The organism is Streptomyces sp. NPDC052012 (assembly GCF_040689265.1).
Classification (GTDB): domain Bacteria; phylum Actinomycetota; class Actinomycetes; order Streptomycetales; family Streptomycetaceae; genus Streptomyces.
Map to the genome: position 1 here is coordinate 157,951 of NZ_JBFAXA010000013.1, position 23,222 is coordinate 181,172.

A 23,222-nucleotide genomic window follows, 5' to 3' on the forward strand; every position below is an offset into this window, starting at 1 on the left:
GCCGATGTATGCTGCTCCGGTTGCCCGATCCGATCGGGCGTCTCCCCTGGCAACGCCACCCGGATCCCCAGGGGCTCCCCCGGAGCCCGTGATTCTGGTCCCGGCATGCCGGGATCAACCGTAAGTGCATCTGAAGTCTTTGGAGTGACCCGTGGCTGCCAACTGCGACGTCTGCGGCAAGGGGCCGGGCTTCGGCAACAACATCTCGCACTCGCACCGCCGTACGTCCCGCCGCTGGAACCCGAACATCCAGCGTGTGCGTACCGTGGTCGGCGGGACGCCGAAGCGCGTGAACGCCTGCACCTCGTGCATCAAGGCCGGCAAGGTCTCGCGCTGACGCTATCGCTGAGCGCGCGGCCACAGCCGGTTTCGCCGCACTGAGCCGGTCCACCTCCGGGTGGACCGGCTTTTTGCCGTGCTCGAAGGAGCCGTGCCAGCGGGCCGTGTCCGGGGGGCCGTGTCCGGGAAGCAGTGCTCGCAGAGCCGTGCTCCGGGGCCGTGTCCGCGGATCCGTGCCCGCGCAGCCGGGCTCGCAGAACCATGCTCGGAGGCTGTACTCGCAAAGCCGTGCCCGCGGATCCGTGCCCGCGCAGCCGGGCTCGCGGGACTGTGCCCGCGCACCCGGACTCACGGAGCCGGACTCACGGAGCCGGACTCACGGAGCCGGACTCACGGAGCCGGGCTCGCGGAGCCGGGCTCACGGAGGCGGGCTCGCGGAGCCGGGCTCGCGGAGCCGGGCTCGCGGATCAGCCGGACCGGTGCCTGATGCGCCAGCCGTGATCCACCGGCCCGATCCCGCCCCCCAGCGCGAACCCGGCCGCGATCGCCCCGGTGACGTACTCCTTGGCCGCCGCCACCGCCTCCGGCACCGGCTGCCCCTTCGCCAGCTGTGAGGCGATCGCGGAGGCGAGCGTGCAGCCCGTGCCGTGGGTGTGCCGGTTGTCGTGGCGCGGCGCCCGCAGCCAGTGTTCCTCGGACCCGTCGGTGAGCAGGTCCACGGCGTCACCGGACAGATGCCCGCCCTTGATCACCACCCACCGCGGCCCGTACGCCAGCACGGCCGCGGCCGCCCGGCGCATCTCGTCCGGCGACTCGACCCGCGCCCCGGTCAGTTGGGCCACCTCGTCGAGGTTCGGGGTGGCGACCGTGGCGACGGGCAGCAGCTTGGTGCGTACGGAGTCCAGCGCGGAGGCCGCCAGCAGCGGATCCCCGTGCTTGGAGACCCCCACCGGGTCGACGACCGCCGGCGCGTCCGTGCCGGCGATCAACTCGGCCACCGTCTCGACGAGTTCGGCGGAGGCCAGCATGCCCGTCTTGACCGCCTGGACGCCGATGTCGTCGACGACGCTGCGGTACTGGGCCCGCACGGCCTCCGCAGGCAGTTCCCAGGCGCCCTGCACCCCGAGGGAGTTCTGCGCGGTCACCGCGGTGATCACGCTCATGCCGTGCACGCCGAGCGCCAGCATCGTCTTCAGGTCGGCCTGGATGCCCGCGCCGCCGCCGGAGTCGGAGCCCGCGACGGTGAGAACCCTGGGGATCATGACTCGATGTCCCCGAAGTGGTCCCAGCCGCCCTTGCTGGTCCACGGCGCCCCGTCGACCGTCACCTGGGGCAGCGCCGAGGGGTTGAGCACCTCGCCGATCACCTTCCAGCGGGCGGGCAGCTTCACGTCCGGCGGGAAGGTCGCCACGATCGCGTGATCCTCTCCCCCGGTCAGCACCCACTGCATGGGGTCGACGCCGACGGCCTGGCCGATGTCGTTCATCTGCGAAGGAATGTCGATCGCCCCGGAGCGGATGTCGATGCGCACCTTGCTGGCCTCGGCGATGTGCCCGAGGTCGGCGATCAGCCCGTCGCTCACGTCGCACATCGCGGTGGCGCCGAGCCCGGCGGCGGCCGGGCCCGCGTGGTACGGCGGTTCGGGGCGCCGGTGGGCCTCGACGAAGGCGCGCGGGGAGCGGAAGCCACGGGAGAGCACCGCGTGCCCGGCCGCGGACCAGCCGAGCCAGCCGGTGACGGCGACGAGGTCGCCGGGCTGGGCGCCGGCCCGGGTGACGGGCTCCTGGTTGCGCAGATCGCCGAGCGCGGTGATCGACACCGTGATGGTGTCGCCGCGTACGACGTCACCGCCGACCACGGCCGCGCCCGCGACCTGGCACTCGTCGCGCAGCCCGTCCATCAGCTCGGCGGCCCAGGTCACCGGCAGGTCCGCCGGGACGACAAGGCCGAGCAGCAGCGCGGTGGGCACGGCGCCCATGGCGGCGATGTCGGCGAGGTTCTGCGCGGCGGCCTTGCGGCCGACGTCGTACGCCGTGGACCAGTCGCGGCGGAAGTGCCGGCCCTCCAGCAGGATGTCGGTGCTGGCCACGACCCTGCGGTCGGGCGCGGCGACCACCGCGGCGTCGTCGCCGGGGCCGACCCGGACCGCCGGTGTGGTGGTGAGACGGGAGGTGAGCTCCCTGATGAGCCCGAACTCACCGAGCTCACCAACAGTGCCCTTCATTGCCCTTTCTCCCCTTCTGTCCCTGTCCGTGCCCGGTCGCGAGGCGTCTGCGCCCTCGCTACGGTCGAAGTGACCGTCAACTTCTCTCGTGCCTGTACCCCGGCGCGCAAGGCCCGGTTCCCGCAGGTCTCCCCGCGGCGAGCTGCGACGCGATACCGTGGCGTTCCTTTTCCCCACATGATCCTCGTGGCCGCCCTGGAGGTTCCGTGGTACAGGCGTACATCCTGATCCAGACGGAGGTCGGCAAGGCGTCGACCGTCGCCGATGAGATCGGCAAGATCCCTGGAGTCGTCCAGGCCGAGGACGTGACGGGACCGTACGACGTGATCGTGCGCGCCCAGGCCGACACCGTCGACGACCTGGGCCGCATGGTGGTCGCCAAAGTCCAGCAGGTGGACGGCATCACCCGCACCCTGACCTGCCCGGTCGTCCATCTGTAGCCCCCGTCTACCCTGTGCCGGTGAACTCCTTCCGTCACCGGCACGCCGTCCTGCCCGCGCTCGCGGTGCTGATCACCGTCGCGGGCTGCTCCTCAGCAGACGACGACGCGTCCGCGGCGGTTCCCAGCCCGGACGCGAAGGTCACCGAGCTGTGTCAGAACCTGGACAAGGCACTGCCTGCGACGGTGGACGGTGAGAGTCGCGACGATCCCGAGCCCGCCTCCGCACTGACCGCGGGCTGGGGCGGCGAGGCGATCATACTGCGCTGCGGTGTCGAGCGACCGCCGAAGATGGCCGACCCCAAGGTGGCCGACGGCCACGACCCGGACGCGATGCCGGGCGGCGTGAACGGCGTCGACTGGCTGATGGAGAAGCAGGACGACGACACGTACCGCTTCACCACCGCCAACCGCGAGGCGTACGTCGAGATCAGCGTGACCGACGGCCGGGACAGCACGGGGGTGCTGATCGATCTGGCGCCGGGCATCAAGAAGGCGATCCCCGAGGGGATCGCCTCCTGAGCACTGCCGCCTCTCAGCGCAGGCCGGTCGAGCGCCGCAGCGCCGCCTGCACCAGCCGGTCCACCAGCTCCGGGTAGCTCACGCCGGTCGCCTGCCACATCTGCGGGTACATCGAGATGGGTGTGAAGCCGGGCATCGTGTTGATCTCGTTGATGACGAACTCGCCGTCCTCGGTGAGGAAGAAGTCCGCGCGCACCAGCCCCTCGCAGGAGGCCGCGTCGAACGCCTCCACGGCGAGCCTGCGCACCTCGGCCGTCTCCTCGTCGGTGAGCGGCGCGGGGACGATGCCGGGCGTGGAGTCGATGTACTTGGCCTCGAAGTCGTAGTACGCGTGCGCGTCCGGCGGCGGGATCTCGGCCGGTACGGAGGCGCGCGGGCCGTCCTCGAACTCCAGCACGCCGCACTCGATCTCGCGGCCGCGCAGGGCGGCTTCCACGAGGATCTTCGGGTCGTGCGCCTGCGCGGTGACGATCGCCTCGTCCAGGCCGGACAGGTCGTCGACCTTGGTGATGCCGATGGAGGAGCCCGCGCGGGCCGGCTTCACGAACAGCGGCCAGCCGTGCTCACCGGCGAAGTCGATGATCTTCTTGCGGGCGGCGGACTCGTCGAGCTCCCACTCGCGCGGCCGGATCACCACGTACGGGCCGACCTTCAGCCCGAAGGAGGTGAACACCCGCTTCATGTACTCCTTGTCCTGGCCGACGGCCGAGGCGAGCACACCGGAGCCCACGTAGGGGATCCCGGAGAGCTCCAGGAGGCCCTGGAGGGTGCCGTCCTCGCCGTAGGGGCCGTGCAGCACCGGGAAGACGACGTCGACCTCGCCGAGCGCCTTGGGCACCGAACCGGGCTCGCTGTAGACCACTTCGCGGTCGGCGGGGTCCACGGGGAGCACCACGCCGCCCTCGGCCGACTCGGCGAGCTGCTCGACGCTGGGCTGCCGCCGGTCGACGATGGCCATGCGTTCGGGTTCGTCGGCGGTGAGCGCCCAGCGGCCGTCGCGGGTGATGCCGATCGGCAGGACGTCGTACTTGGTCCGGTCGATGGCCTTCAGGACGGCGCCTGCGGTGACCACGGAGATCCCGTGTTCGGAGCTGCGCCCGCCGAACACGACGGCCACACGCGGTTTGCGCGCCGGCTGCTCGGGAGTCTGGGGGAGGTTCTCGGTGCTCATATCGCGACGAGCGTACCCGCCCGTAGGGTGCCAAGACAGCGCCCGGAGGCGGTGTCGCTCACCGTCGTTCGGGCTTCGCGCTGCGCGACATCAGCTCCTTGAGGGCGACCACCGGCGGCTTGCCCTCGTGGACGATGCCGACGACCGTCTCGGTGATCGGCATGTCGACGCCGTGCCGGCGGGCCAGATCCAGCACCGACTCACAGGACTTGACGCCCTCGGCGGTCTGCTTGGTGACCGCGATGGTCTCCTGGAGCGTCATGCCCTTGCCGAGGTTGGTGCCGAAGGTGTGGTTGCGCGACAGCGGCGAGGAGCAGGTGGCCACCAGGTCGCCCAGACCGGCGAGTCCGGAGAAGGTCATCGGGTCGGCGCCGAGGGCGACCCCGAGCCGGGTGGTCTCGGCGAGTCCGCGGGTGATGAGCGAGCCCTTGGCGTTGTCGCCGAGTCCCATGCCGTCCGCGATGCCGACGGCGAGCCCGATGACGTTCTTCACGGCGCCGCCCAGTTCGCAGCCGACGACGTCGGTGTTGGTGTACGGGCGGAAGTACGGCGTGTGGCAGGCGGCCTGGAGCCGCTGGGCGACGCTCTCGTCGGTGCAGGCGACCACGGCGGCGGCGGGCATGCGGGCGGCGATCTCACGGGCCAGGTTGGGTCCGGTGACCACGGCGATCCGTTCGGCGCCGACCTTGGCGACGTCGTCGACGACCTCGCTCATCCGCATGGCGGAGCCGAGTTCGATGCCCTTCATCAGCGACACCAGGACCGTGCCGGGGGCGAGCAGCGGAGCCCACTCGGCGAGGTTGCCGCGCAGGGTCTGCGAGGGGACGGCGAGGACGGTGAAGTCGGCGTTCCGGGCGGCCTCGGCGGCGTTGGTCGTGGCCCGCAGGTTCTCGGGGAGTTCGACGCCGGGGAGGTAGTCGGGGTTGGTGCGGGTGGAGTTGACCGCCTCGGCGAGTTCGGGGCGCCGCCCCCACAGCACGACGTCGCAGCCCGCGTCGGCGAGGACCATGCCGAAGGCCGTCCCCCACGATCCGGTGCCGAAGACGGCCGCCTTGACCGGTGTGCTCACTTGCCCAGCCCCTCTTCCTGCGCGGTGGCGCGGTCGGCCTGCGCCCGGTCCCGCCGGGACTGCGCCCGGGTCTTGCGGCGCTGCTCGATCCGCTCGCGGCGCGGGTCGTAGGGCGTCTCGGGGGCCTTCTCGCCGCGGATCTCCTCCAACTGGCGGGTGATGGCCGCCATGATCGCCTCGGTGGCCTCCTTGAGGAGCTCCGGGGTCATCTCCCGGTCGTAGAAGCGGTCCAGGTCCACCGGGGGCCCGGCCAGCACCCGGTGGGTCTTGCGCGGGAAGAGGTGAGGCTTCTTGGCGTACGGCGGCAGCAGTTCGTTGGCGCCCCACTGGGCGACCGGGATGACCGGGCACTTGGTCTGCAGGGCGACGCGGGCGGCGCCGGTCTTGCCGGTCATGGGCCAGCCGTCCGGGTCGCGGGTGAGGGTGCCCTCGGGGTAGAAGGCGACGCATTCGCCGCGCTCCACGGCGTCGATCGCCGCGCGGAAGGCGCTCAGCGCGTCCGTGCTCTCACGGTAGACGGGGATCTGACCGGTGCCCCGCATCGCGGCCCCCACGAATCCCTTCTTGAAAAGCCCGCTCTTCGCCAGGAATCGCGGAACGCGTCCGGTGTTGTACTGGAAATGCGCGTACGCGAAGGGATCGATGTGCGAATTGTGGTTCACCGCGGTGATAAATCCACCGTCGGCCGGAATGTTCTCCATTCCGCGCCAGTCCCGCTTGAGCAGAACCACCAGCGGCGGTTTGCAGATCACCGCGGCGAAGCGGTACCAGAAGCCGATTCTGCGGCGCGGCACAAGGACACCTTCCTCTAGGGCCTGGTTGGGGCCTGGACCCGGAGGCCAGGCGGGCCGCACAAGTGTCGCCCCGGGCCGCCGGTCTGTCGAGAACACCGTACGCCCCGACTCCCCGGTCGCCGGATGCCCCGGGTGACAATGGCCGCGACAAGAGAGGGACGTAACACTCGTGCAGTGGACCTTGGTGGTACCCCTGAAGCCGCTGGCTCAGGCCAAGAGCAGGCTCTCGGACACCGCGGACGACGGGCTGCGCCCCGGTCTGGCGCTGGCGTTCGCCCAGGACACGGTGACAGCCGCGCTGGCCTGCGCGGCGGTACGGGATGTGGCGGTCGTCACGGACGACGCCCTGGCCGCCCGTGAGCTGGCCGCACAGGGCGCCGCGGTGATCCCCGACGAGCCGCGCGGCGGCCTGAACGCGGCGCTGGCCCACGCGGCCACCGAGGTACGGACCGCCCGCCGTGCCGGTGCGGTGGCCGCCCTCAACGCCGATCTTCCTGCCCTTCGCCCACGGGAATTGGCCCGCGTCCTGGAAAGCGCCGCCGCATTCCCGCGCGCGTTTCTCGCCGATGCCGCGGGCACGGGCACGACCTTGCTGACCGCGGCCCCGGACCGGGAATTGCGCCCGCTCTTCGGCCCCGATTCCCGGACCCGGCACCGTGCGTCCGGAGCGGTGGAACTCCTCGTGGACGCGGTGGATTCCGTACGGCAGGACGTGGACACCGGGGAGGATCTGCGGGCGGCGCTGGCGCTGGGCGTGGGCCCGCACACGGCCGCGGCCGCCGCGCGGTTGCTGATGGCCGAGCAGTAGGCTGCGGTCATGCAGGCGACCGCATACACCTACGACCCCGAGAGCCGAAGCGGCCAGGTGCTGCTGGACGACGGCACCCCCGTGCCCTTCGACGCGCCGGCCTTCGACGCGGGGGGCCTGCGGCTGCTGCGGCCCGGGCAGCGGGTGCGGATCGAGACGGAGGGCGAGGGCGAGCACCGTCGGATCACGCTGGTGACGCTCCAGACGTTCTGATCGTCCGCCCGCGGGACCCGGAACACGCCGCGGGCCGGGCTCCGTGAGGGAGTCCGGCCCGGCGCGTGAGTACCGCTTGCCTGTGCCTGCCGCTTACTTCTTACGGGCGGTGGTCTTCTTGGCGGTCGTCTTGCGCGCGGTCGACTTCTTGGCGGGCGCCTTCTTGGCCGTGGCCTTCTTCGCCGGGGCCTTCTTGGCGGTCGTCTTCTTCGCGGCGGTGGTCTTGGCGGTGCCCGTGGTCTTCTTGGCGGGCGCCTTCTTCGCCGTCGTCTTCTTGGCCGCCGCCGTCTTGGTGGTGGCCTTCTTCGCCGTCGTCTTCTTCGCGGTGGTCTTCTTCGCCGCGGCCTTGGTCGTCTTCTTGGCGGCGGCCTTCTTCACGGTCGCGGCGGCACCGCCGGACAGGCTGCCCTTGGGCGCCTTCTTGACCGCGACCTCACCGCCGCGCGGCAGCTTCTTCGAGCCGCTCACCAGGTCCTTGAAGCCCTGACCCGCGCGGAAGCGCGGCACCGAGGTCTTCTTGACCCGAACCCGCTCGCCCGTCTGGGGGTTCCGGGCGTAGCGGGCCGGACGGTCGACCTTCTCGAACGAACCGAAGCCGGTGACCGAGACCCGCTCACCCGCGACCACGGCGCGGACGATGGCGTCCAGGACATGGTCGACAGCATCGGCGGCCTGCTGGCGGCCGCCCATCTTGTCGGCAATCGCTTCTACGAGCTGCGCCTTGTTCACGTCTTCCCCTTCGGAGACATCGCCAGAACGAAAGTGTTCAAGCTTTTTCGCACGTTAGGCAGATATATACCGCAAATCAAACACGAAACGGGCTAATCACCCTTGTGCCGCAACGGACTCGACTGCCTCGACTGGTTCAGCGTTCCTCTTCGGGGAATCGACCCTCGTCCAGGTCCGCGTTGAACCGCTCCAGACGCCTTGCCGCACCGGCGAGATCGTGCTTGGCCGCGGCCGTAATGACCAGCAGCTTCCGGGTCAGCGCCATCCGTACGCCCTCCGGGACTTGCAGTGCGCGCACCCGTGAGTGCGCTTCCTTGAGCCGGACCGCGACCGCCGTATAGAGCTCGAGTTGGCCGTCGTGTTCCATGCACAGATTGTGCCATCTGGGGCGAGTTGTCGCCTGCGCAGGGGGCAACTGCCGCCTCGGACGGCCCTGTCGAGCACACACACAAGCCGCGGTTCCATGACTCACGTACCCCGGCAATCACCTTCATAACGTGGGAAGTTGAGGGCCGGCGAGGGGGCGCGCGGGTCCGGACGGGTACGGAAAAGCCCGTACCCCCGATCGGGCCGATCGGGGGTACGGGCGGGGTGTCGCGGTGGCCGAAAGTCGACCCGGATCGGGGACTTCGGCGGCGCGGGTCAGGCCGTGAGCGTCCGCGGCTTGAACGACGGCCGCTTCTCCTCGTAGGTGGCGATGTCGGTTTCGTTCTGGAGGGTGATGGAGATGTCGTCGAGGCCGTTGAGCAGTCGCCAGCGGGCGTTCTCGTCCAGCTCGAAGGAGGCGGTGATGCCCTCGGCGCGCACCTCGCGGGCCTCGAGGTCGACGGTGATCTCGGCCTGCGGGTCGCTCTCCGTGAGCTCCCACAGCGCGTCCACGATCTTCTGGTCGATGACGACGGTGAGCAGGCCGTTCTTCAGCGAGTTGCCGCGGAAGATGTCGGCGAAGCGGGAGGAGATCACCGTCTTGAAGCCGTAGTTCTGCAGGGCCCAGACGGCGTGCTCGCGGGAGGAGCCGGTGCCGAAGTCGGGGCCGGCGACCAGCACGGTGGCGCCCTGCCGCTCGGGCTGGTTGAGGATGAACGACGGGTCCTTGCGCCAGGCCTCGAACAGCCCGTCCTCGAACCCGTCCCGCGTGACCTTCTTGAGCCAGTGGGCGGGGATGATCTGGTCGGTGTCGACGTTGGAGCGGCGCAGCGGCACGGCCCGGCCGGTGTGGGTGGTGAATGCTTCCATGACTGATCAGACTCCAGCGGGCACAGAGGTCTCGGACAGGTCGGCGGGAGAGGCCAGGTGGCCCAGCACCGCCGTGGCGGCGGCGACCTGCGGGGACACCAGGTGGGTGCGGCCGCCCTTGCCCTGCCGGCCCTCGAAATTGCGGTTGGAGGTGGACGCGGAACGCTCGCCGGGGGCCAGCTGGTCCGGGTTCATGCCGAGGCACATCGAGCAGCCCGCGTGCCGCCATTCGGCGCCGGCCTCCTTGAAGACCACGTCCAGGCCCTCGGAGACGGCCTGCAGCCCCACGCGCGCCGAGCCCGGGACGACCAGCATGCGTACGCCGTCGGCGATTTTGCGGCCGCGCAGGATCTCGGCGGCGTTGCGCAGGTCCTCGATGCGGCCGTTGGTGCAGGAGCCTACGAAGACGGTGTCCACCTTGATGGAGCGCAGCGGCTGACCGGCCTCCAACCCCATGTACTCCAGGGCCTTTTCGGCGGCCAGGCGCTCCGAAGCGTCCTCGTACGAAGCCGGGTCGGGGACGGACGCCGAAAGCGGCGCTCCCTGGCCGGGGTTGGTGCCCCAGGTGACGAACGGCGACAGTTCGGCGGCGTCGATGACGACCTCGGCGTCGAACTCGGCGTCGTCGTCGGTGCGCAGCGTCTTCCAGTACTCGACCGCGGCGTCCCAGTCGGCGCCCTCGGGGGCGTGCGGGCGGCCCTTGAGGTAGGCGAACGTGGTCTCGTCGGGGGCGATCATGCCCGCGCGGGCGCCGGCCTCGATGGACATGTTGCAGATGGTCATCCGGGCCTCCATCGAGAGCTTCTCGATGGCGGAGCCGCGGTACTCAAGGACGTAGCCCTGGCCGCCGCCCGTGCCGATCTTCGCGATGATCGCCAGGATCAGGTCCTTGGCGGTGACCCCGTCGGGCAGCTCGCCGTCGACGGTGATCGCCATGGTCTTCGGGCGGGCCATCGGCAGCGTCTGGGTGGCCAGCACGTGCTCGACCTGGGAGGTGCCGATGCCGAACGCCAGCGCGCCGAACGCCCCGTGCGTAGAGGTGTGCGAGTCACCGCAGACGACGGTGGTGCCGGGCTGGGTCAGACCCAGCTGCGGGCCGACGACGTGCACGACGCCCTGCTCGACGTCGCCCAGCGGGTGCAGCCGGACGCCGAACTCCGCGCAGTTCTTGCGCAGCGTCTCCAGCTGGGCGCGGGAGACCGGGTCGGCGATCGGCTTGTCGATGTCGAGGGTCGGGGTGTTGTGATCCTCGGTGGCGATGGTCAGGTCGAGCCGGCGCACCCGCCGGCCGCTCTTGCGGAGACCGTCGAACGCCTGCGGGCTGGTCACCTCGTGCAGCAGGTGCAGATCGATGTAGAGGAGGTCGGGCTCGCCCTCGGCGCGCCGGACGACATGATCGTCCCAGACCTTCTCCGCGAGTGTCCTACCCATCGCTTTCCCTCCGGTCGGCCACGGTGGTGCCGACCCAACTAGAGATCTGTGAGGAGACGGCGCCCGCACCCCTGATCCCGGGCGTCCGCCGCCAGGCCCTTACGTCCACGGGCCGCTGTGACTTCGTGCTTCCAGAGTGGCGTGTTCCACGGAAAATTGAACTTGCGTTTCACAGAGTGAGACGCGAGTATCGTTGCATGGACAACAGTAGCGGCGTCGGCGTTCTGGACAAGGCGGCACTCGTCCTGAGCGCTCTGGAGTCCGGTCCGGCCACCCTCGCGGGTCTGGTCGGGGCCACCGGACTGGCACGACCCACGGCCCACCGCCTGGCCGTGGCGCTTGAACACCACCGCATGGTGGCGCGGGACATGCAGGGCCGGTTCATTCTCGGTCCCCGCCTGGCCGAACTGGCCGCGGCCGCGGGCGAGGACCGTCTGCTCGCCACGGCGGGCCCGGTGCTCACCCACCTCCGCGACGTCACCGGCGAGAGCGCCCAGCTCTACCGCCGCCAGGGCGACATGCGCATCTGCGTCGCGGCGGCGGAGCGGCTGTCGGGCCTCAGGGACACGGTCCCGGTGGGCTCCACACTGACGATGAAGGCCGGTTCCTCGGCGCAGATCCTGCTCGCCTGGGAGGAGCCGGAGCGGCTGCACCGAGGTCTGCAGGGCGCCCGCTTCACGGCGACGGCCCTGTCGGGTGTGCGCCGCCGGGGCTGGGCCCAGTCGATCGGCGAGCGCGAGCCGGGCGTCGCGTCCGTCTCCGCGCCCGTACGCGGCCCTTCCAACCGCGTGGTGGCCGCCGTGTCGGTCTCCGGCCCCATCGAGCGCCTGACGCGCCATCCGGGCCGTATGCACGCCCAGGCCGTCATCGACGCCGCCGCCCGCCTCTCCGAGGCACTGCGCCGCTCCTGAAGTCCCCTTGGCCCCGACGAACGGGGGCGGGCCCGCCTCAACGCCGCGGCGGACCCGCCCCCGATGTCGTGCGGCTGTCATGTCAGATCGGACGCGACCTCCGCCCGCTCCTTCCGCGAGCGATGCGCGAACCGGTCCCTGGCCCGCATCCCCCGCCGCTGAAGCGGTATCTGCCCGTGCGCGGCGGCGAGTCCGAACGCCGGCATGTCCGCGTAGATCGACTCGTACGACCCCTCGGGCACGATGTAGGCCTCGTGCCACAGGCCCACGTGGCCGCGTACCTTCCCCTTGCGCTCCTTGCGGTTGATGATCGACCACGCGGTGTGATGGAACGTGTCGGCGGCGTGCGCGTAGGCGTAGAGCTTCTCCTTCGACTCCCAGTACTGGACGACGTAGTACGTGCGTGGCGAGGCCGTGAGCAGCACATGGCTGAGCAGGCCGCGCTCGGGTTGCCTGCGCAGTTCGCGCAGCATGCGCGGCATCGCGAGGAGCACCGGAAGCCAGTGGTGCACCGCCCAGAAGTGGTTGATCCGCATGCCGATCAGCAGAACGACGACATCCCCCTCGGCTGCCGCGGTCGTGCGCTCGGCGGTGCCGGACGTGCCCGTGATGGACTCTCCCATGCTTGGATAGTGCCGCTATCCGATGGAGGGTGCAAGACATGCGGCTGGCCGAGTTGAGCGAGCGCAGTGGGGTGCCCACGGCGACGATCAAGTACTACCTGCGCGAAGGCCTGTTGCCGCCGGGCCGCCGGATCAACGCGACGACGTCCGAGTACGGCGAGGAGCATCTGCGCCGGCTGCGGCTGGTGCGCGCGCTGATCCAGGTGGGCGGAGTTCCGGTGGCGACCGCACGGGAGGTGCTGGCGCACGTCGACGACGACTCCCTGGGCCGCACGATCCGCCTGGGCGCCGCTCTGTGGGCACTGCCACAGGATCCCGAGCCGGACGAGGAGGACCCCGCGGTGGCCGCCGCGCGGGCGGAGGTGGACCGGCTGCTGGAGATGCTGGGCTGGGAGACGGCCCGCGAACTCGCGCCGCTCTCCCCTGTGCACCGCTCGCTGGTGGTGGCGGTCGCGACGCTGCAGCGGCTGGGCTATCCCTGGAACGCCGAACTGATGGCGCCGTACGGGACGTTGATGCACGAGGTGGCGCGACGCGACCTGGACTTCATGGAGACGTTCGCCTCGGAGGCGGAGAAGGTCGAGGTGGCGGTCGCGGCGGCGGTGCTCTTCCAGCCGGTGCTCCGGGCGCTGCACCGGCTGGCGCAGGAGGAGGAGTCGGCGCGGCGGTACGGGATCGAGTGAACGCCGAAGGGGCCTCCGCCGAAGCGGAGGCCCCTGGGGACTCGTACCCCCGACCGGATTCGAACCGGCGCTACCGCCTTGAGAGGGCGGCGTGCTAGGCCGCTACACAACGGGGGCGTGGACTCTGCGTTTCCGCAGGTCCGAGCTGGTCTACCTGGACTCGAACCAAGACTAACTGAACCAGAATCAGTCGTGCTGCCAATTACACCATAGACCAATGATGGTTTAGACCAGTCAGTACCCCCGACCGGATTCGAACCGGCGCTACCGCCTTGAGAGGGCGGCGTGCTAGGCCGCTACACAACGGGGGCCCTAGCGATCCTGCATCGAGAACAGCGGGAGCTACCCTGACCGTCCTCGCGGGAAGGATCTGTACCCCCGACCGGATTCGAACCGGCGCTACTGCCTTGAGAGGGCAGCGTGCTAGGCCGCTACACAACGGGGGCTTGCGGATGGGATCCGCGGGTGCAGATGAGCTCTGCGAGCTGGCCTACCTGGACTCGAACCAAGACTAACTGAACCAGAATCAGTCGTGCTGCCAATTACACCATAGGCCACTGGAACGCAAGCCCCTGAGGGGTTCTTGTTCTAGTTCTGCGCCTGAGGGCTCCGGCCTGGTGGCCCGCTCCCCGCGGCGCAGGAAGAACATTACCCGAAGGTGGACGGGGCTCCAAAACGAGTATCGGCGCCGAGGATCGAGGGGAGTTCGGCCAGGGACGCGATACGGCGGGGTCCCTCGGGCGGGTCGACGGCCGCATAGGCGCCTCCGCGGTCGATCCACACCGACAGCAGCCCGGCCTCCGCGGCGCCCCGTCCGTCGATCTCCGGGTGGTCGCCGACGTACGCCACCTGGTGCGGGGGCAGCGACAGCGCCTCGCAGGCGGCCAGGAACGCGCCGGGGTCCGGCTTGGAGACGCCGAGCTCGGCGGCGCACAGGATGGCCTCGAAGCGGTCGTGGACGCCGAGTACGCGCAGCTTGCGGTCCTGTACGGGCAGGCTGGAGTTGGACAGCACGGCGTGGCGGTGGGTGGCCGCGAGGGCGTCCAGGACGGGCAGGACGTCCGGGAACAGGCTCCAGGCGGCCTCGTAGTGGACCAGGTAGCGCCGGAACCAGTCGTCGGCCTCGTCGTCGGTCAGATCCCGCCCCAGGAAGACGCGGGTGCGGTCGCGCCGCTGGGTCTCGAAGTCGACCTCGCCCGAGGCGAACCGGGCCCACTGGGCGTCGGTGATCTCCCGCCAGCGCACCAGCGCCTCCTCGACGGTGGCGTACCGGCCGAGCACCCCCTCGGCCAGCAGATGCGCCCGCAGGCCCTCCCGGTCGGCGGAGGTGTAGTCGAAGAGGGTGTCGTCCACGTCCCACACAACGGCTCGGATGCCCATGCGACCGACCGTACCGGGGAACGGCGAAGGGCGGCTCCCGAAACGTACGGGAGCCGCCCTCGCGCAGCGGTCAGGCGGCCAGCTTGGCCAGGGCCGCGTCGATCCTGGCCAGGGTCTTCTCCTTGCCCAGGACCTCCAGGGACTCGAAGAGGGGCAGGCCGACCGTGCGGCCGGTGACGGCGACGCGGACCGGGGCCTGGGCCTTGCCGAGCTTGAGGCCGTGGGCCTCGCCGGCGGTCAGGACGGCCTCCTTCAGGGACTCCGGCGAGCTCCAGTCGGCCGCCTCGAGCTTCTCGCGGGCCGTGCGCAGCAGCGCGTCGCTGCCCTCCTTCATCGCCTTGTTCCAGCTGGCCTCGTCGAAGACCGGCTCGGGCAGGAAGAGGAAGTCGACGTTGTCGGTGATCTCCGACAGCACCTTCACGCGGGTCTGCGCGTGCGGCGCGATGGCCTGCCACTTCGTCTCGTCGAAGGCCTCCGGGGCCCAGGGGGCGAAGGGGGCCTGGAGCCACGGGCGGCAGCGCTCGGCGAAGTCCTTCACCTCCAGCATGCGGATGTGGTCGGCGTTGATCGCCTCGCACTTCTTCAGGTCGAAGCGGGCGGGGTTGGGCTGGACGTCCGTGACGTCGAAGGCCGCGACCATCTCGTCCATGGTGAAGATGTCCTGGTCGGCGGAGAGCGACCAGCCGAGCAGCGAGAGGTAGTTGAGCAGGCCCTCGGGGAGGAAGCCGCGCTCGCGGTAGAGGTTGAGCGAGGACTGCGGGTCGCGCTTGGAGAGCTTCTTGTTGCCCTCGCCCATCACGTACGGCAGGTGGCCGAACTGCGGGATCCCCTTGGCGATGCCCAGCTCGATCAGCGCCTTGTACAGGGCGATCTGGCGCGGGGTGGAGGAGAGCAGGTCCTCGCCGCGCAGGATGTGGGTGATCTCCATCAGGGCGTCGTCGACCGGGTTGACCAGCGTGTACAGCGGGGCGCCGTTGGCGCGGACGATGCCGTAGTCCGGGACGTTCTCCGGGGTGAAGGTCAGCTCGCCGCGGACCAGGTCGGTGAAGGTGATCGTCTCGTCGGGCATCCGGAAGCGGACGATCGGCGTACGACCCTGGGCCTGGTACTCCTCGACCTGGGCGGCGGTCAGCTCGCGGCAGTGACCGTCGTAGCCGGAGGGCCGGCCGGCGGCGCGGGCGGCCTCCCGGCGGGTGTCCAGCTCCTCCTGGGAGCAGTAGCAGTGGTAGGCGTGACCGGCGTCGAGGAGCTTCTGCGCGACGTCCCGGTAGATGTCCATGCGCTGCGACTGGCGGTACGGCGCGTGCGGGCCGCCGACCTCGGGGCCCTCGTCCCAGTCGAAGCCCAGCCAGCGCATCGCGTCGAGCAGCTGGGTGTAGGACTCCTCGGAGTCGCGGGCCGCGTCGGTGTCCTCGATGCGGAATACGAATTGAGCACCGCTGCCCTGGTGGTGCTTGGCGAACGCCCAGTTGAACAGGGCGGTGCGGACCAGGCCCACGTGGGGGTTACCGGTGGGCGAGGGGCAGAAACGGACGCGTACGGGAGTGCCGGGTGCGCTAGCCACGCTTGACAACCTTGTTGGTGAGAGTGCCGATGCCTTCGATGGTGACGGCGACCTCGTCGCCGACGTGGAGGGGGCCGACCCCTGCCGGGGTGCCCGTGAGGATGACGTCGCCGGGGAGCAGTGTCATGGCCTCGGAGATGTTGACGATCAGATCCTCGATCGAGTGGATCATCTCGCTGGTGCGGCCGAGCTGGCGCTGTTCGCCGTTGACCGTGAGCTGGACGGTCAGGTCGGAAGCGGCCGCCAGGTCCAGGCCGGTCTCCACCCAGGGGCCGAGCGGGCAGGCGGTGTCGAAGCCCTTGGCCCGGGCCCACTGCTTCTCGCGCTTCTGGACGTCGCGCGCGGTGATGTCGTTGGCGCAGGTGTAGCCGAAGATCACGTCCTGGACGCGCTCGCGCGGGACCTCGCGGCACATGCGGCCGATGACGACCGCCAGCTCGGCCTCGTGGTGCACGTCCTCGGAGAAGGAGGGGTACTGGATCTCGTCGCCGGGGCCGATCACCGAGGTCGACGGCTTGAAGAAGGCGAACGGGGCGTCGGGGACCTCGTTGCCCAGCTCGCGGGCGTGCTCGGCGTAGTTGCGGCCGAAGGCCACCACCTTGTTGGGGAGCACCGGGGGCAGCAGCCTGACCTTGCTCACCGGGACCTTCGTCCCGGAGAGCTCGAAGTCCGCGAACGGGATGCCCTTGATGATGTCCAGGACGAGCTCGTCCTGCTGGTCGCCTTCGACCGCGCCGAAGGCGACGTTCCCGTCGATGGAGAATCTGGCGATGCGCACGGGATGCTTGGCCCCTTGACTGAAGCGGCTGGAGTCTGACGCTCCAGGCTAGCGCGGCGACGCGCTGCCACCTCGCCCATTACCGGGGGCGCTGCTGTCCGGGGCATGATGAAGGGCGCCCCGCTGTCGGGGGCGCCCCTTGAGCGATCCGCGGCCGGTGCGCGTACTGACGGGTGTCAGTTCACGGCGCCCGCCGTGACCGGGATCTCCATGAGGACGGTGCGCTTGGGGTTGGCTGTCTGGGCCGGGAGGTCGACGGGGTGCTCCTGCTGGACCGGCGTCTGCAGTTCGTCGGCGCCCTCGAGGTGGGCCAGCGTCGTGCGTCGCGGGTTGGCGATCTTGTGGAACATCGTCGTCGTCTTCACTGTTTACTTGACCCTGTTCTGTGCGCGGCTACAGATGCATCCATCTTGTAAAGCGTCAGGCTAAACATGCAATTCCCCGCGGACGGCACGGGGAGGCCATGATCCGCGTGTGAGTTTGCTCACGAATCGCCGGACAAAACGGTCATTCCGTCAGGCCTCACCCTGTCACCGAAACGGACATTGCGGTCCTGAAGCTGTCATTCCGCTCCTGATCATCGCGACTGGGACACCCACAGGAAGCCCTTGCCGTCAAGGCGACTTGCGGCCATTTGCCTGCTTTGCCCCGGATCCCGCTCCACGCCAGGTGACCCACCCCTCACGCCGTGTCACGTATGTCACGGCCTGACCCACGGGCCTTGTTGGAGATCCTGCACTGTGCTGGAATTCCACGGACCGCCGCAGGATCGAGCCGGCGCACAGGGGGCGCACAGACGCGCCGAGTGGCGGCGAGAAGGGGGAGCCAGCGCCGGTCACCCACGACCACCACGGGGGCGTATTCAGGGCGCCCCTATGACGCCGACACCGTGCCTCGCCGTTCACGCGGAGGGGTGCCTGGTCCAGAGGTTGCGACGCTAGTGCAGGGACGTTTCAAGAGGGATGGCAGCGCTTCGGCGGAGCCGGAGCCGCACGGCGGGACAGGCCCGATGGCCGTCAGCTCCTCGCCCCAGCACGCCCAGAGCCAGGGCCCGGCCGCGTCCGGTGACGGCGGCGAGCGCTCCGGCCGCCCCGGCGGCTCCGCGCCCACGGGCGCGCCGAGCCCTGCGCCGGCCGCCCCCAGGCCGCCCAAGGGCCCGACCGGCCCGGGGTCGCGAATAGCCCTGCGCAACTGGCGGATCTCCACCCGTCTGGTGTCGCTGCTGGCCCTCCCGGTGGTCGCGGCCACCTCGCTGGGCGCCCTGCGTATCAACGAGTCGATGAACGACATCCAGCAGCTCGACAACATGAAGCTGCTGACGGACATGACCAAGCAGGCCACCGAGCTGGCCGCCGCCCTCCAGGAGGAGCGCGACCAGTCCGCCGGCCCGCTGGCGCACAACGGCAAGGCCACCGACTTCACGGTCAAGGGTCTGCGCGAGAAGACCGACCGTGCGATGAAGAACTTCGTCGACAGCACGGAGGAGATCGACGACGCGGACAAGGACGGCGACCTCAGCGGCGTCCGCGACAAGCTGGTCCAGCTCGCCGGTGACCTCCAGCAGATCGAGAAGGTCCGCAACGCGGCCTACACGCAGGACAACAACTCCACGCAGACGGTCGAGGCGTACCACCGTCTGATCGAGAACCTGATCGACCTCTCGCAGGACATGGCGGAGGCGACCAGCAACCCCGACATGATCCAGCGCACGCGCGCCCTGGCCTCGTTCTCCTCCGCCAAGGAGTACGCGTCGATCCAGCGCGCGGCCATCGCGGCGGCGCTGCCCGCCAGCAACACCACCACCGGCAAGCTCTCGGAGAACGACCGGCTCTACGCGGACGGTGCGCGCACCAGCGAGCAGTCCGAGCTGCGCAGCTTCAAGAGCATCTACGGCGAGGACAAGGCCACCGAGCTGCTGCTGCCGATCCAGGACGGCAACATCACCATCCGGGCGACCGACAAGTACGCCAACCGCGCCCTGGTCTCGGCCGACGGTCTGGCCTCGGCCGGCAAGCGCTCCTACCGCGACTGGCTGGACGACAGCTCCACCAAGATCCAGCAGATGAAGAACATCGAGCACACGCTGCTCGAGGAGATGGAACAGAAGGCCCGTGAGCTGCGCAGCGCCACCGAGCGCGACGCGATCATCTCCGGTGCGCTGATCCTGCTCGTGCTGGGTGTCTCGCTGGTCGGCGCCTTCGTGGTGGCCCGCTCCATGATCCGCTCGCTGCGCCGGCTGGAGGAGACCGCGACCAAGGTCGCCCAGGAGCGGCTGCCCGAGCTGGTCAAGCAGCTGTCCGAGTCCGACCCGCAGGACGTCGACACGTCCGTGGAGTCGGTCGGTGTGCACTCCCGGGACGAGATCGGCCGCGTGGCCGCGGCCTTCGACGACGTGCACCGCGAGGCGGTCCGCCTCGCCGCCGAGCAGGCCCTGCTGCGGGGCAACGTCAACGCGATGTTCACCAACCTCTCGCGCCGCTCCCAGGGTCTGATCCAGCGCCAGCTGTCGCTGATCTCCGAGCTGGAGTCCCGCGAGGCCGACCCGGACCAGCTGTCCTCGCTGTTCAAGCTGGACCACCTCGCCACGCGTATGCGCCGTAACGGTGAGAACCTGCTGGTTCTCGCGGGTGAGGAGCCGGGCCGCCGGTGGACCCGTCCGGTCCCGCTGGTCGACGTGCTGCGTGCCGCCGCGTCCGAGGTGGAGCAGTACGAGCGCATCGAGCTGGCCGCCGTGCCGACCACCGAGGTGGCCGGCCGGGTCGTCAACGACCTCGTGCACCTGCTCGCCGAGCTGCTGGAGAACGCGACCTCGTTCTCCAGCCCGCAGACCAAGGTCAAGGTCACCGGTCACGCGCTGCCCGACGGGCGCGTGCTGATCGAGATCCACGACACCGGTATCGGTCTGTCGCCGGAGGACCTGGCCGCGATCAACGAGCGGCTCGCCTCGCCGCCCACCGTGGACGTGTCGGTGTCCCGCCGCATGGGTCTGTTCGTGGTCGGTCGTCTGTCGCAGCGGCACGGCATCCGCATCCAGCTGCGCCCCTCCGACTCCGGTGGTACGACCGCGCTGGTCATGCTGCCCGTCGATGTCGCCCAGGGCGGCAAGAAGCCCCAGGGCAAGCCCGGTCAGCCGGGCGCGGGCGGCGGCGGTCCCGCCGCCGCGCAGGCGGCGGCCGGTGCGGCTGCCGCACGGCGTGCGGCCGGTGGCGGTCAGTCCTCGGCCGGTGCTCTCGGCGCGGGTGCGCCCGGTGGGCGGCTCGGTGCGGGCCAGGGCCCGCGGGCCGCGCTGCCCGGGCGGGACGGCGCCGGACGGCCGGGCGGCGCCCCGGGCGGGGCGCGCGGACCCCAGGGTCAGTCCGGCACGGGCTCCCTGTTCGACCAGGGGGCTCCCGCGGCTCCCCCAACTCCTTCGGCTCCCTCCGGTCCGCCGCAGGGCCGTCCCTCCCCCGCCGGCGCGGGCGCCGGCTTCGGCGGCCAGACGCCGGGCGCCCCGCAGGGCCTGCAGGCCGCGGGCCCGGCCGGGACGCAGGGTCAGGGCACCCCCGGCGGGCGGGGCCCGGTGCCTCCGCAGCGGGGCAACGGCGGCTCCGAGCGCGGCCGTCGTCCGCAGCTTCCGCCGCGCGGTGGTCCGCGCGCCGAGCTGCCCGGCGGTGACCAGCAGCAGCGCGTGCCCAGCTGGAGCGACGAGAACGCCCAGCCGCCGGTGCCGCGCGCCTCGCTGGACACCCCGCGCGGTCACGAGGAGCCGGATGTCTCCAGGACCGGCGCCATGCCGCGCTACGACGACCGCCAGGGCCCCGGTTCCACGGCCGAGATCCCCCGGTACGACGAGCGTCAGAACCCCGGTGCCCACGCGGCCCCGGGCGCGGGCGACCCGCAGCAGACCGGCCAGTTCGTCCGTGGCGACGTCTACGGCGCCCCGGCGGGCCGGCAGGGCGCGCAGAACCCGGCCGACACCGGCCAGTTCACCGCCCCGCAGGGCTACCAGGCCGGCACCACCGGCCAGTACCCGGTGCCGGCCCAGGACAACGCCACCACGGGCCAGTACGAGCGTCCGCAGCCGAACGGCGCCGCGCGTCCGCCGGCCCCGCAGACGCGGCCGGTGCCGCGCGAGCCCGAGGCGCTGCCGCCGGCCACCGGCCCCGGTGACGGGCGCACCCCGCTGTACGACACCCTGGAGACCAACTGGTTCAAGGGCGGCCGGGAGCAGGCGCAGAACGGCGCCCAGGCTCCGGCCCAACAGCAGTCCCAGCAGCAGCCGCAGGGACCCACCGGTCCCCAGCGGTCCGCTTCCACCACTGCCTGGCGCAGCTCGCCCAACGACGAGCTGGTCCGGCAGGCCGAACGCGTCCGGCAGCCGGCCGCGGGCGGTGTCACCACCTCCGGCCTGCCGCGCCGGGTGCCCCGGGCGAACCTCGTCCCGGGCACGGCTCAGCAGCAGACCCACCAGAGCGGTCCGCAGGTCTCGCGCGCCCCCGATGACGTGCGCGGCCGGCTGACCAATCTCCGTCGGGGAATCGCACAGGGCCGTCAGGCGGGATCCACCCAGACCGGGAGCTTCCCGCGGCCCACTCACCAGCAGGAGCGTTAGTTGAGCCCGATGAGCCAGGCGGCACAGAACCTCAACTGGTTGATCACCAACTTCGTGGACAACACCCCAGGGGTGTCCCACACCGTCGTCGTGTCCGCCGACGGCCTTCTGCTGGCGCTGTCCGAGGGCTTTCCGCGCGACCGCGCGGATCAGCTCGCGGCCGTGGCCTCGGGACTGACCTCCCTCACGGCCGGCGCCTCGCGGATCTTCGAGGGCGGCGACGTGGCACAGACGGTCGTCGAGATGGAGCGGGGGTTCCTCTTTCTCATGTCCGTCTCGGACGGCTCGTCCCTGGCCGTCCTGGCACACCCCGAGTGCGACATCGGCCTCGTCGGCTACGAAATGGCGCTCCTGGTCGACCGCGCGGGGGCGGTCCTCACCCCGGACCTGCGCGCCGAACTACAGGGAAGTCTGCTCCACTGATCGGCCCCGGCACCACCCGTCTCACCACATCACCGTCCGGCCGCCACAATTTCCCCCCACCGGCCCTCAATAGACGGCTTGACTGACCGACTTGCTGTCCCGCCCGGAGGATTGAGGATTCATGACCCCGCCCACCGCCTCTCATGATCCGTACGCGGAGCCGTACGAGGACGAGGGCGACCAGCCGCTGGTCCGTCCGTACGCGATGACCGGCGGTCGGACCCGGCCGCGCTATCAGCTGGCCATCGAGGCGCTGATCAGCTCGACGGCCGACCCGGCAGCACTCATGGGGCTCCTTCCGGAGCACCAGCGCATCTGCCATCTGTGCCGTGAGGTGAAGTCGGTCGCCGAGGTGTCGGCGCTGCTGAACATGCCACTGGGCGTCGCCCGGATCCTGGTGGCGGATCTCGCGGAGGCGGGTCTCGTCGCCATCCACCAGCCGGGCGGCGACGAGGCGACCGGCGCCCCGGATGTGACACTGCTCGAAAGGGTGCTCAGTGGACTTCGCAAGCTCTAGCGGCGGGGCGGTCTCCGACAGCCGTGCCACCACGTCCGCGAAGATCGTGGTGGCGGGCGGCTTCGGCGTGGGCAAGACCACGTTCGTCGGCGCCGTCTCGGAGATCAACCCGCTGCGCACCGAGGCCGTGATGACCTCCGCCAGCGCGGGCATCGACGACCTCACCCACACCGGAGACAAGACGACCACGACGGTCGCCATGGACTTCGGCCGTATCACCCTGGACCAGGACCTGATCCTGTACCTGTTCGGCACGCCCGGTCAGGACCGCTTCTGGTTCATGTGGGACGACCTGGTGCGCGGCGCCATCGGCGCGGTCGTCCTGGTGGACACCCGCCGGCTGGCCGACTGCTTCCCCGCGGTGGACTACTTCGAGAACAGCGGTCTGCCGTTCGTCGTGGCCCTCAACGGATTCGACGGGCAGCAGCCCTACCAGCCGGAAGAGGTGCGCGAGGCGCTGCAGATCGGCCCCGACACCCCGATCATCACCACCGACGCCCGGCACCGCGCGGATGCCAAGAGTGCGCTGATCACGCTGGTCGAGCATGCGCTGATGGCACGCCTCAGGTAGCCAAATCGGAAGCGGCCCAGGGAAGTTGTTGTCGCAGGTGACCTGGATGCACCGGGGCCGGCTGTGTCCTTTGACACGGCCGGCCCCGGTGTTCATAACGTTTCGGCAGAGGAATCCGGTGAGGCCGACACGCGTCGCGGTCGCGCGGTATCGCTGCGCTCACATCAGGCCTGCTTTTTGCTGGGGCTCGCTCTTTATGACCGTTTTATCTGGGGCTTACGGGGGCGCTTACTGATCGTTTCCGTTGTTTGGAAGACCGCAGGTCG

25 protein-coding genes and 5 tRNA genes are annotated in these 23,222 nt (G+C 70.5%); 11 read left to right on the plus strand and 19 right to left on the minus strand.

The window, feature by feature from the left end; translation table 11 throughout:
- Positions 1–151 precede the first annotated feature (151 nt).
- On the plus strand, positions 152–337 hold the full coding sequence (gene rpmB / locus AB0412_RS21690; protein WP_003993230.1) for a 50S ribosomal protein L28: 186 nt from the start codon (positions 152–154) through the stop codon (positions 335–337).
- A gap of 409 nt (positions 338–746) precedes the next feature.
- Here the strand turns inward: rpmB and thiD are convergent, their stop codons facing one another.
- Together thiD and AB0412_RS21700 are read right to left on the minus strand one after the other, a co-directional pair.
- On the minus strand, positions 747–1,541 hold the full coding sequence (gene thiD, locus AB0412_RS21695; protein WP_366404226.1) for a bifunctional hydroxymethylpyrimidine kinase/phosphomethylpyrimidine kinase: 795 nt from the start codon (positions 1,539–1,541) through the stop codon (positions 747–749).
- Positions 1,538–2,503, minus strand: a complete 966-nt coding sequence (locus tag AB0412_RS21700) for a thiamine-phosphate kinase (protein ID WP_260827576.1) — start codon at positions 2,501–2,503, stop codon at positions 1,538–1,540. The genes thiD and AB0412_RS21700 overlap by 4 nt, the downstream gene beginning before the upstream one ends.
- A 206-nt stretch (positions 2,504–2,709) precedes the next feature.
- Between AB0412_RS21700 and AB0412_RS21705 the strand changes: the two genes are divergently transcribed.
- Together AB0412_RS21705 and AB0412_RS21710 are read left to right on the plus strand one after the other, a co-directional pair.
- Complete coding sequence (locus AB0412_RS21705; protein ID WP_260827575.1) at positions 2,710–2,943, plus strand: Lrp/AsnC ligand binding domain-containing protein; 234 nt, start codon at positions 2,710–2,712, stop codon at positions 2,941–2,943.
- A gap of 20 nt (positions 2,944–2,963) precedes the next feature.
- Positions 2,964–3,464 (plus strand): DUF3515 domain-containing protein, encoded by a 501-nt coding sequence (locus AB0412_RS21710; RefSeq protein WP_366404227.1) that lies wholly within the window; start codon positions 2,964–2,966, stop codon positions 3,462–3,464.
- Between the two features lie 13 nt (positions 3,465–3,477).
- Here AB0412_RS21710 and AB0412_RS21715 read toward each other — a convergent pair whose 3' ends face one another.
- The 3 genes from AB0412_RS21715 to AB0412_RS21725 are packed head-to-tail and all read right to left on the minus strand — an operon-like array spanning position 3,478 to position 6,498.
- Positions 3,478–4,635 (minus strand): D-alanine--D-alanine ligase family protein, encoded by a 1,158-nt coding sequence (locus AB0412_RS21715; RefSeq protein WP_366404228.1) that lies wholly within the window; start codon positions 4,633–4,635, stop codon positions 3,478–3,480.
- A 58-nt stretch (positions 4,636–4,693) separates the two neighbouring features.
- Complete coding sequence (locus AB0412_RS21720) at positions 4,694–5,704, minus strand: NAD(P)H-dependent glycerol-3-phosphate dehydrogenase (protein ID WP_366404229.1); 1,011 nt, start codon at positions 5,702–5,704, stop codon at positions 4,694–4,696.
- Positions 5,701–6,498 (minus strand): lysophospholipid acyltransferase family protein, encoded by a 798-nt coding sequence (locus tag AB0412_RS21725; protein WP_366404230.1) that lies wholly within the window; start codon positions 6,496–6,498, stop codon positions 5,701–5,703. The genes AB0412_RS21720 and AB0412_RS21725 overlap by 4 nt, the downstream gene beginning before the upstream one ends.
- A gap of 169 nt (positions 6,499–6,667) precedes the next feature.
- On the opposite strand from AB0412_RS21725, the gene cofC reads away from it, so the two are divergent.
- Together cofC and AB0412_RS21735 are read left to right on the plus strand one after the other, a co-directional pair.
- Positions 6,668–7,306 carry a 2-phospho-L-lactate guanylyltransferase gene (cofC, locus tag AB0412_RS21730; RefSeq protein ID WP_366404231.1) on the plus strand — a complete coding sequence of 213 codons (639 nt, stop codon included), beginning with the start codon at positions 6,668–6,670 and terminating at the stop codon, positions 7,304–7,306.
- A 9-nt stretch (positions 7,307–7,315) separates the two neighbouring features.
- Positions 7,316–7,519 (plus strand): hypothetical protein, encoded by a 204-nt coding sequence (locus AB0412_RS21735; protein WP_366404232.1) that lies wholly within the window; start codon positions 7,316–7,318, stop codon positions 7,517–7,519.
- Positions 7,520–7,612: 93 nt separating this feature from the next.
- Here AB0412_RS21735 and AB0412_RS21740 read toward each other — a convergent pair whose 3' ends face one another.
- The 4 genes from AB0412_RS21740 to leuC form a co-directional block, all read right to left on the minus strand.
- On the minus strand, positions 7,613–8,248 hold the full coding sequence (locus AB0412_RS21740) for an HU family DNA-binding protein (protein WP_366404233.1): 636 nt from the start codon (positions 8,246–8,248) through the stop codon (positions 7,613–7,615).
- A 136-nt stretch (positions 8,249–8,384) separates the two neighbouring features.
- Entirely contained in the window at positions 8,385–8,615 is a 231-nt protein-coding gene (locus AB0412_RS21745; RefSeq protein ID WP_260827567.1) for a hypothetical protein, read from the minus strand.
- A gap of 275 nt (positions 8,616–8,890) precedes the next feature.
- Positions 8,891–9,484, minus strand: coding sequence for a 3-isopropylmalate dehydratase small subunit (leuD, locus tag AB0412_RS21750; RefSeq protein ID WP_366404234.1), 594 nt, complete (start codon positions 9,482–9,484; stop codon positions 8,891–8,893).
- A 6-nt stretch (positions 9,485–9,490) separates the two neighbouring features.
- Entirely contained in the window at positions 9,491–10,915 is a 1,425-nt protein-coding gene (gene leuC, locus AB0412_RS21755) for a 3-isopropylmalate dehydratase large subunit (protein ID WP_366404235.1), read from the minus strand.
- Positions 10,916–11,112: 197 nt separating this feature from the next.
- On the opposite strand from leuC, the gene ndgR reads away from it, so the two are divergent.
- Positions 11,113–11,826, plus strand: coding sequence for an IclR family transcriptional regulator NdgR (ndgR, locus tag AB0412_RS21760; RefSeq protein WP_260827564.1), 714 nt, complete (start codon positions 11,113–11,115; stop codon positions 11,824–11,826).
- A 77-nt stretch (positions 11,827–11,903) separates the two neighbouring features.
- Here ndgR and AB0412_RS21765 read toward each other — a convergent pair whose 3' ends face one another.
- The gene (locus AB0412_RS21765) at positions 11,904–12,449 is read right to left on the minus strand and encodes a DUF4188 domain-containing protein (RefSeq protein WP_366404236.1); all 546 of its coding nucleotides are present in this window, start codon (positions 12,447–12,449) and stop codon (positions 11,904–11,906) included.
- A 38-nt stretch (positions 12,450–12,487) separates the two neighbouring features.
- Between AB0412_RS21765 and AB0412_RS21770 the strand changes: the two genes are divergently transcribed.
- On the plus strand, positions 12,488–13,132 hold the full coding sequence (locus AB0412_RS21770; protein WP_366404237.1) for a MerR family transcriptional regulator: 645 nt from the start codon (positions 12,488–12,490) through the stop codon (positions 13,130–13,132).
- A gap of 44 nt (positions 13,133–13,176) precedes the next feature.
- On the opposite strand, the gene AB0412_RS21775 is transcribed toward AB0412_RS21770, so the two are convergent.
- From AB0412_RS21775 to AB0412_RS21815, 9 genes are all read right to left on the minus strand, one after another.
- Positions 13,177–13,249: transfer RNA gene (locus tag AB0412_RS21775), tRNA-Glu, on the minus strand.
- A 28-nt stretch (positions 13,250–13,277) separates the two neighbouring features.
- Positions 13,278–13,349 (minus strand) — tRNA-Gln (locus AB0412_RS21780).
- A gap of 21 nt (positions 13,350–13,370) precedes the next feature.
- A tRNA-Glu gene (locus AB0412_RS21785) sits at positions 13,371–13,443 on the minus strand.
- Between the two features lie 62 nt (positions 13,444–13,505).
- Positions 13,506–13,578: transfer RNA gene (locus AB0412_RS21790), tRNA-Glu, on the minus strand.
- A gap of 39 nt (positions 13,579–13,617) precedes the next feature.
- A tRNA-Gln gene (locus AB0412_RS21795) sits at positions 13,618–13,689 on the minus strand.
- 91 nt (positions 13,690–13,780) lie between these two features.
- Positions 13,781–14,512, minus strand: coding sequence for an HAD family hydrolase (locus tag AB0412_RS21800; RefSeq protein WP_366404238.1), 732 nt, complete (start codon positions 14,510–14,512; stop codon positions 13,781–13,783).
- Positions 14,513–14,582: 70 nt separating this feature from the next.
- Positions 14,583–16,076 carry a glutamate--tRNA ligase gene (gltX, locus tag AB0412_RS21805; RefSeq protein ID WP_366404239.1) on the minus strand — a complete coding sequence of 498 codons (1,494 nt, stop codon included), beginning with the start codon at positions 16,074–16,076 and terminating at the stop codon, positions 14,583–14,585.
- The gene (locus AB0412_RS21810) at positions 16,069–16,854 is read right to left on the minus strand and encodes a fumarylacetoacetate hydrolase family protein (RefSeq protein WP_366404240.1); all 786 of its coding nucleotides are present in this window, start codon (positions 16,852–16,854) and stop codon (positions 16,069–16,071) included. Before AB0412_RS21810 ends, gltX begins: the two co-directional genes overlap by 8 nt.
- A gap of 176 nt (positions 16,855–17,030) precedes the next feature.
- Positions 17,031–17,219 carry a hypothetical protein gene (locus AB0412_RS21815; protein WP_366404241.1) on the minus strand — a complete coding sequence of 63 codons (189 nt, stop codon included), beginning with the start codon at positions 17,217–17,219 and terminating at the stop codon, positions 17,031–17,033.
- Positions 17,220–17,794: 575 nt separating this feature from the next.
- On the opposite strand from AB0412_RS21815, the gene AB0412_RS21820 reads away from it, so the two are divergent.
- The 4 genes from AB0412_RS21820 (at position 17,795) to AB0412_RS21835 (ending at position 22,956) form a co-directional block, all read left to right on the plus strand.
- Positions 17,795–21,445 carry a nitrate- and nitrite sensing domain-containing protein gene (locus AB0412_RS21820; RefSeq protein WP_366404242.1) on the plus strand — a complete coding sequence of 1,217 codons (3,651 nt, stop codon included), beginning with the start codon at positions 17,795–17,797 and terminating at the stop codon, positions 21,443–21,445.
- A 9-nt stretch (positions 21,446–21,454) separates the two neighbouring features.
- Positions 21,455–21,868, plus strand: a complete 414-nt coding sequence (locus AB0412_RS21825) for a roadblock/LC7 domain-containing protein (protein ID WP_030231800.1) — start codon at positions 21,455–21,457, stop codon at positions 21,866–21,868.
- 121 nt (positions 21,869–21,989) lie between these two features.
- Positions 21,990–22,385: a DUF742 domain-containing protein gene (locus tag AB0412_RS21830; RefSeq protein WP_167996560.1), complete on the plus strand. Its 396-nt coding sequence runs from the start codon at positions 21,990–21,992 to the stop codon at positions 22,383–22,385.
- A complete protein-coding gene (locus AB0412_RS21835; RefSeq protein ID WP_366404243.1) occupies positions 22,366–22,956 on the plus strand; it encodes an ATP/GTP-binding protein in 591 nt (196 codons plus the stop codon). Before AB0412_RS21830 ends, AB0412_RS21835 begins: the two co-directional genes overlap by 20 nt.
- Positions 22,957–23,222: the final 266 nt, after the last annotated feature.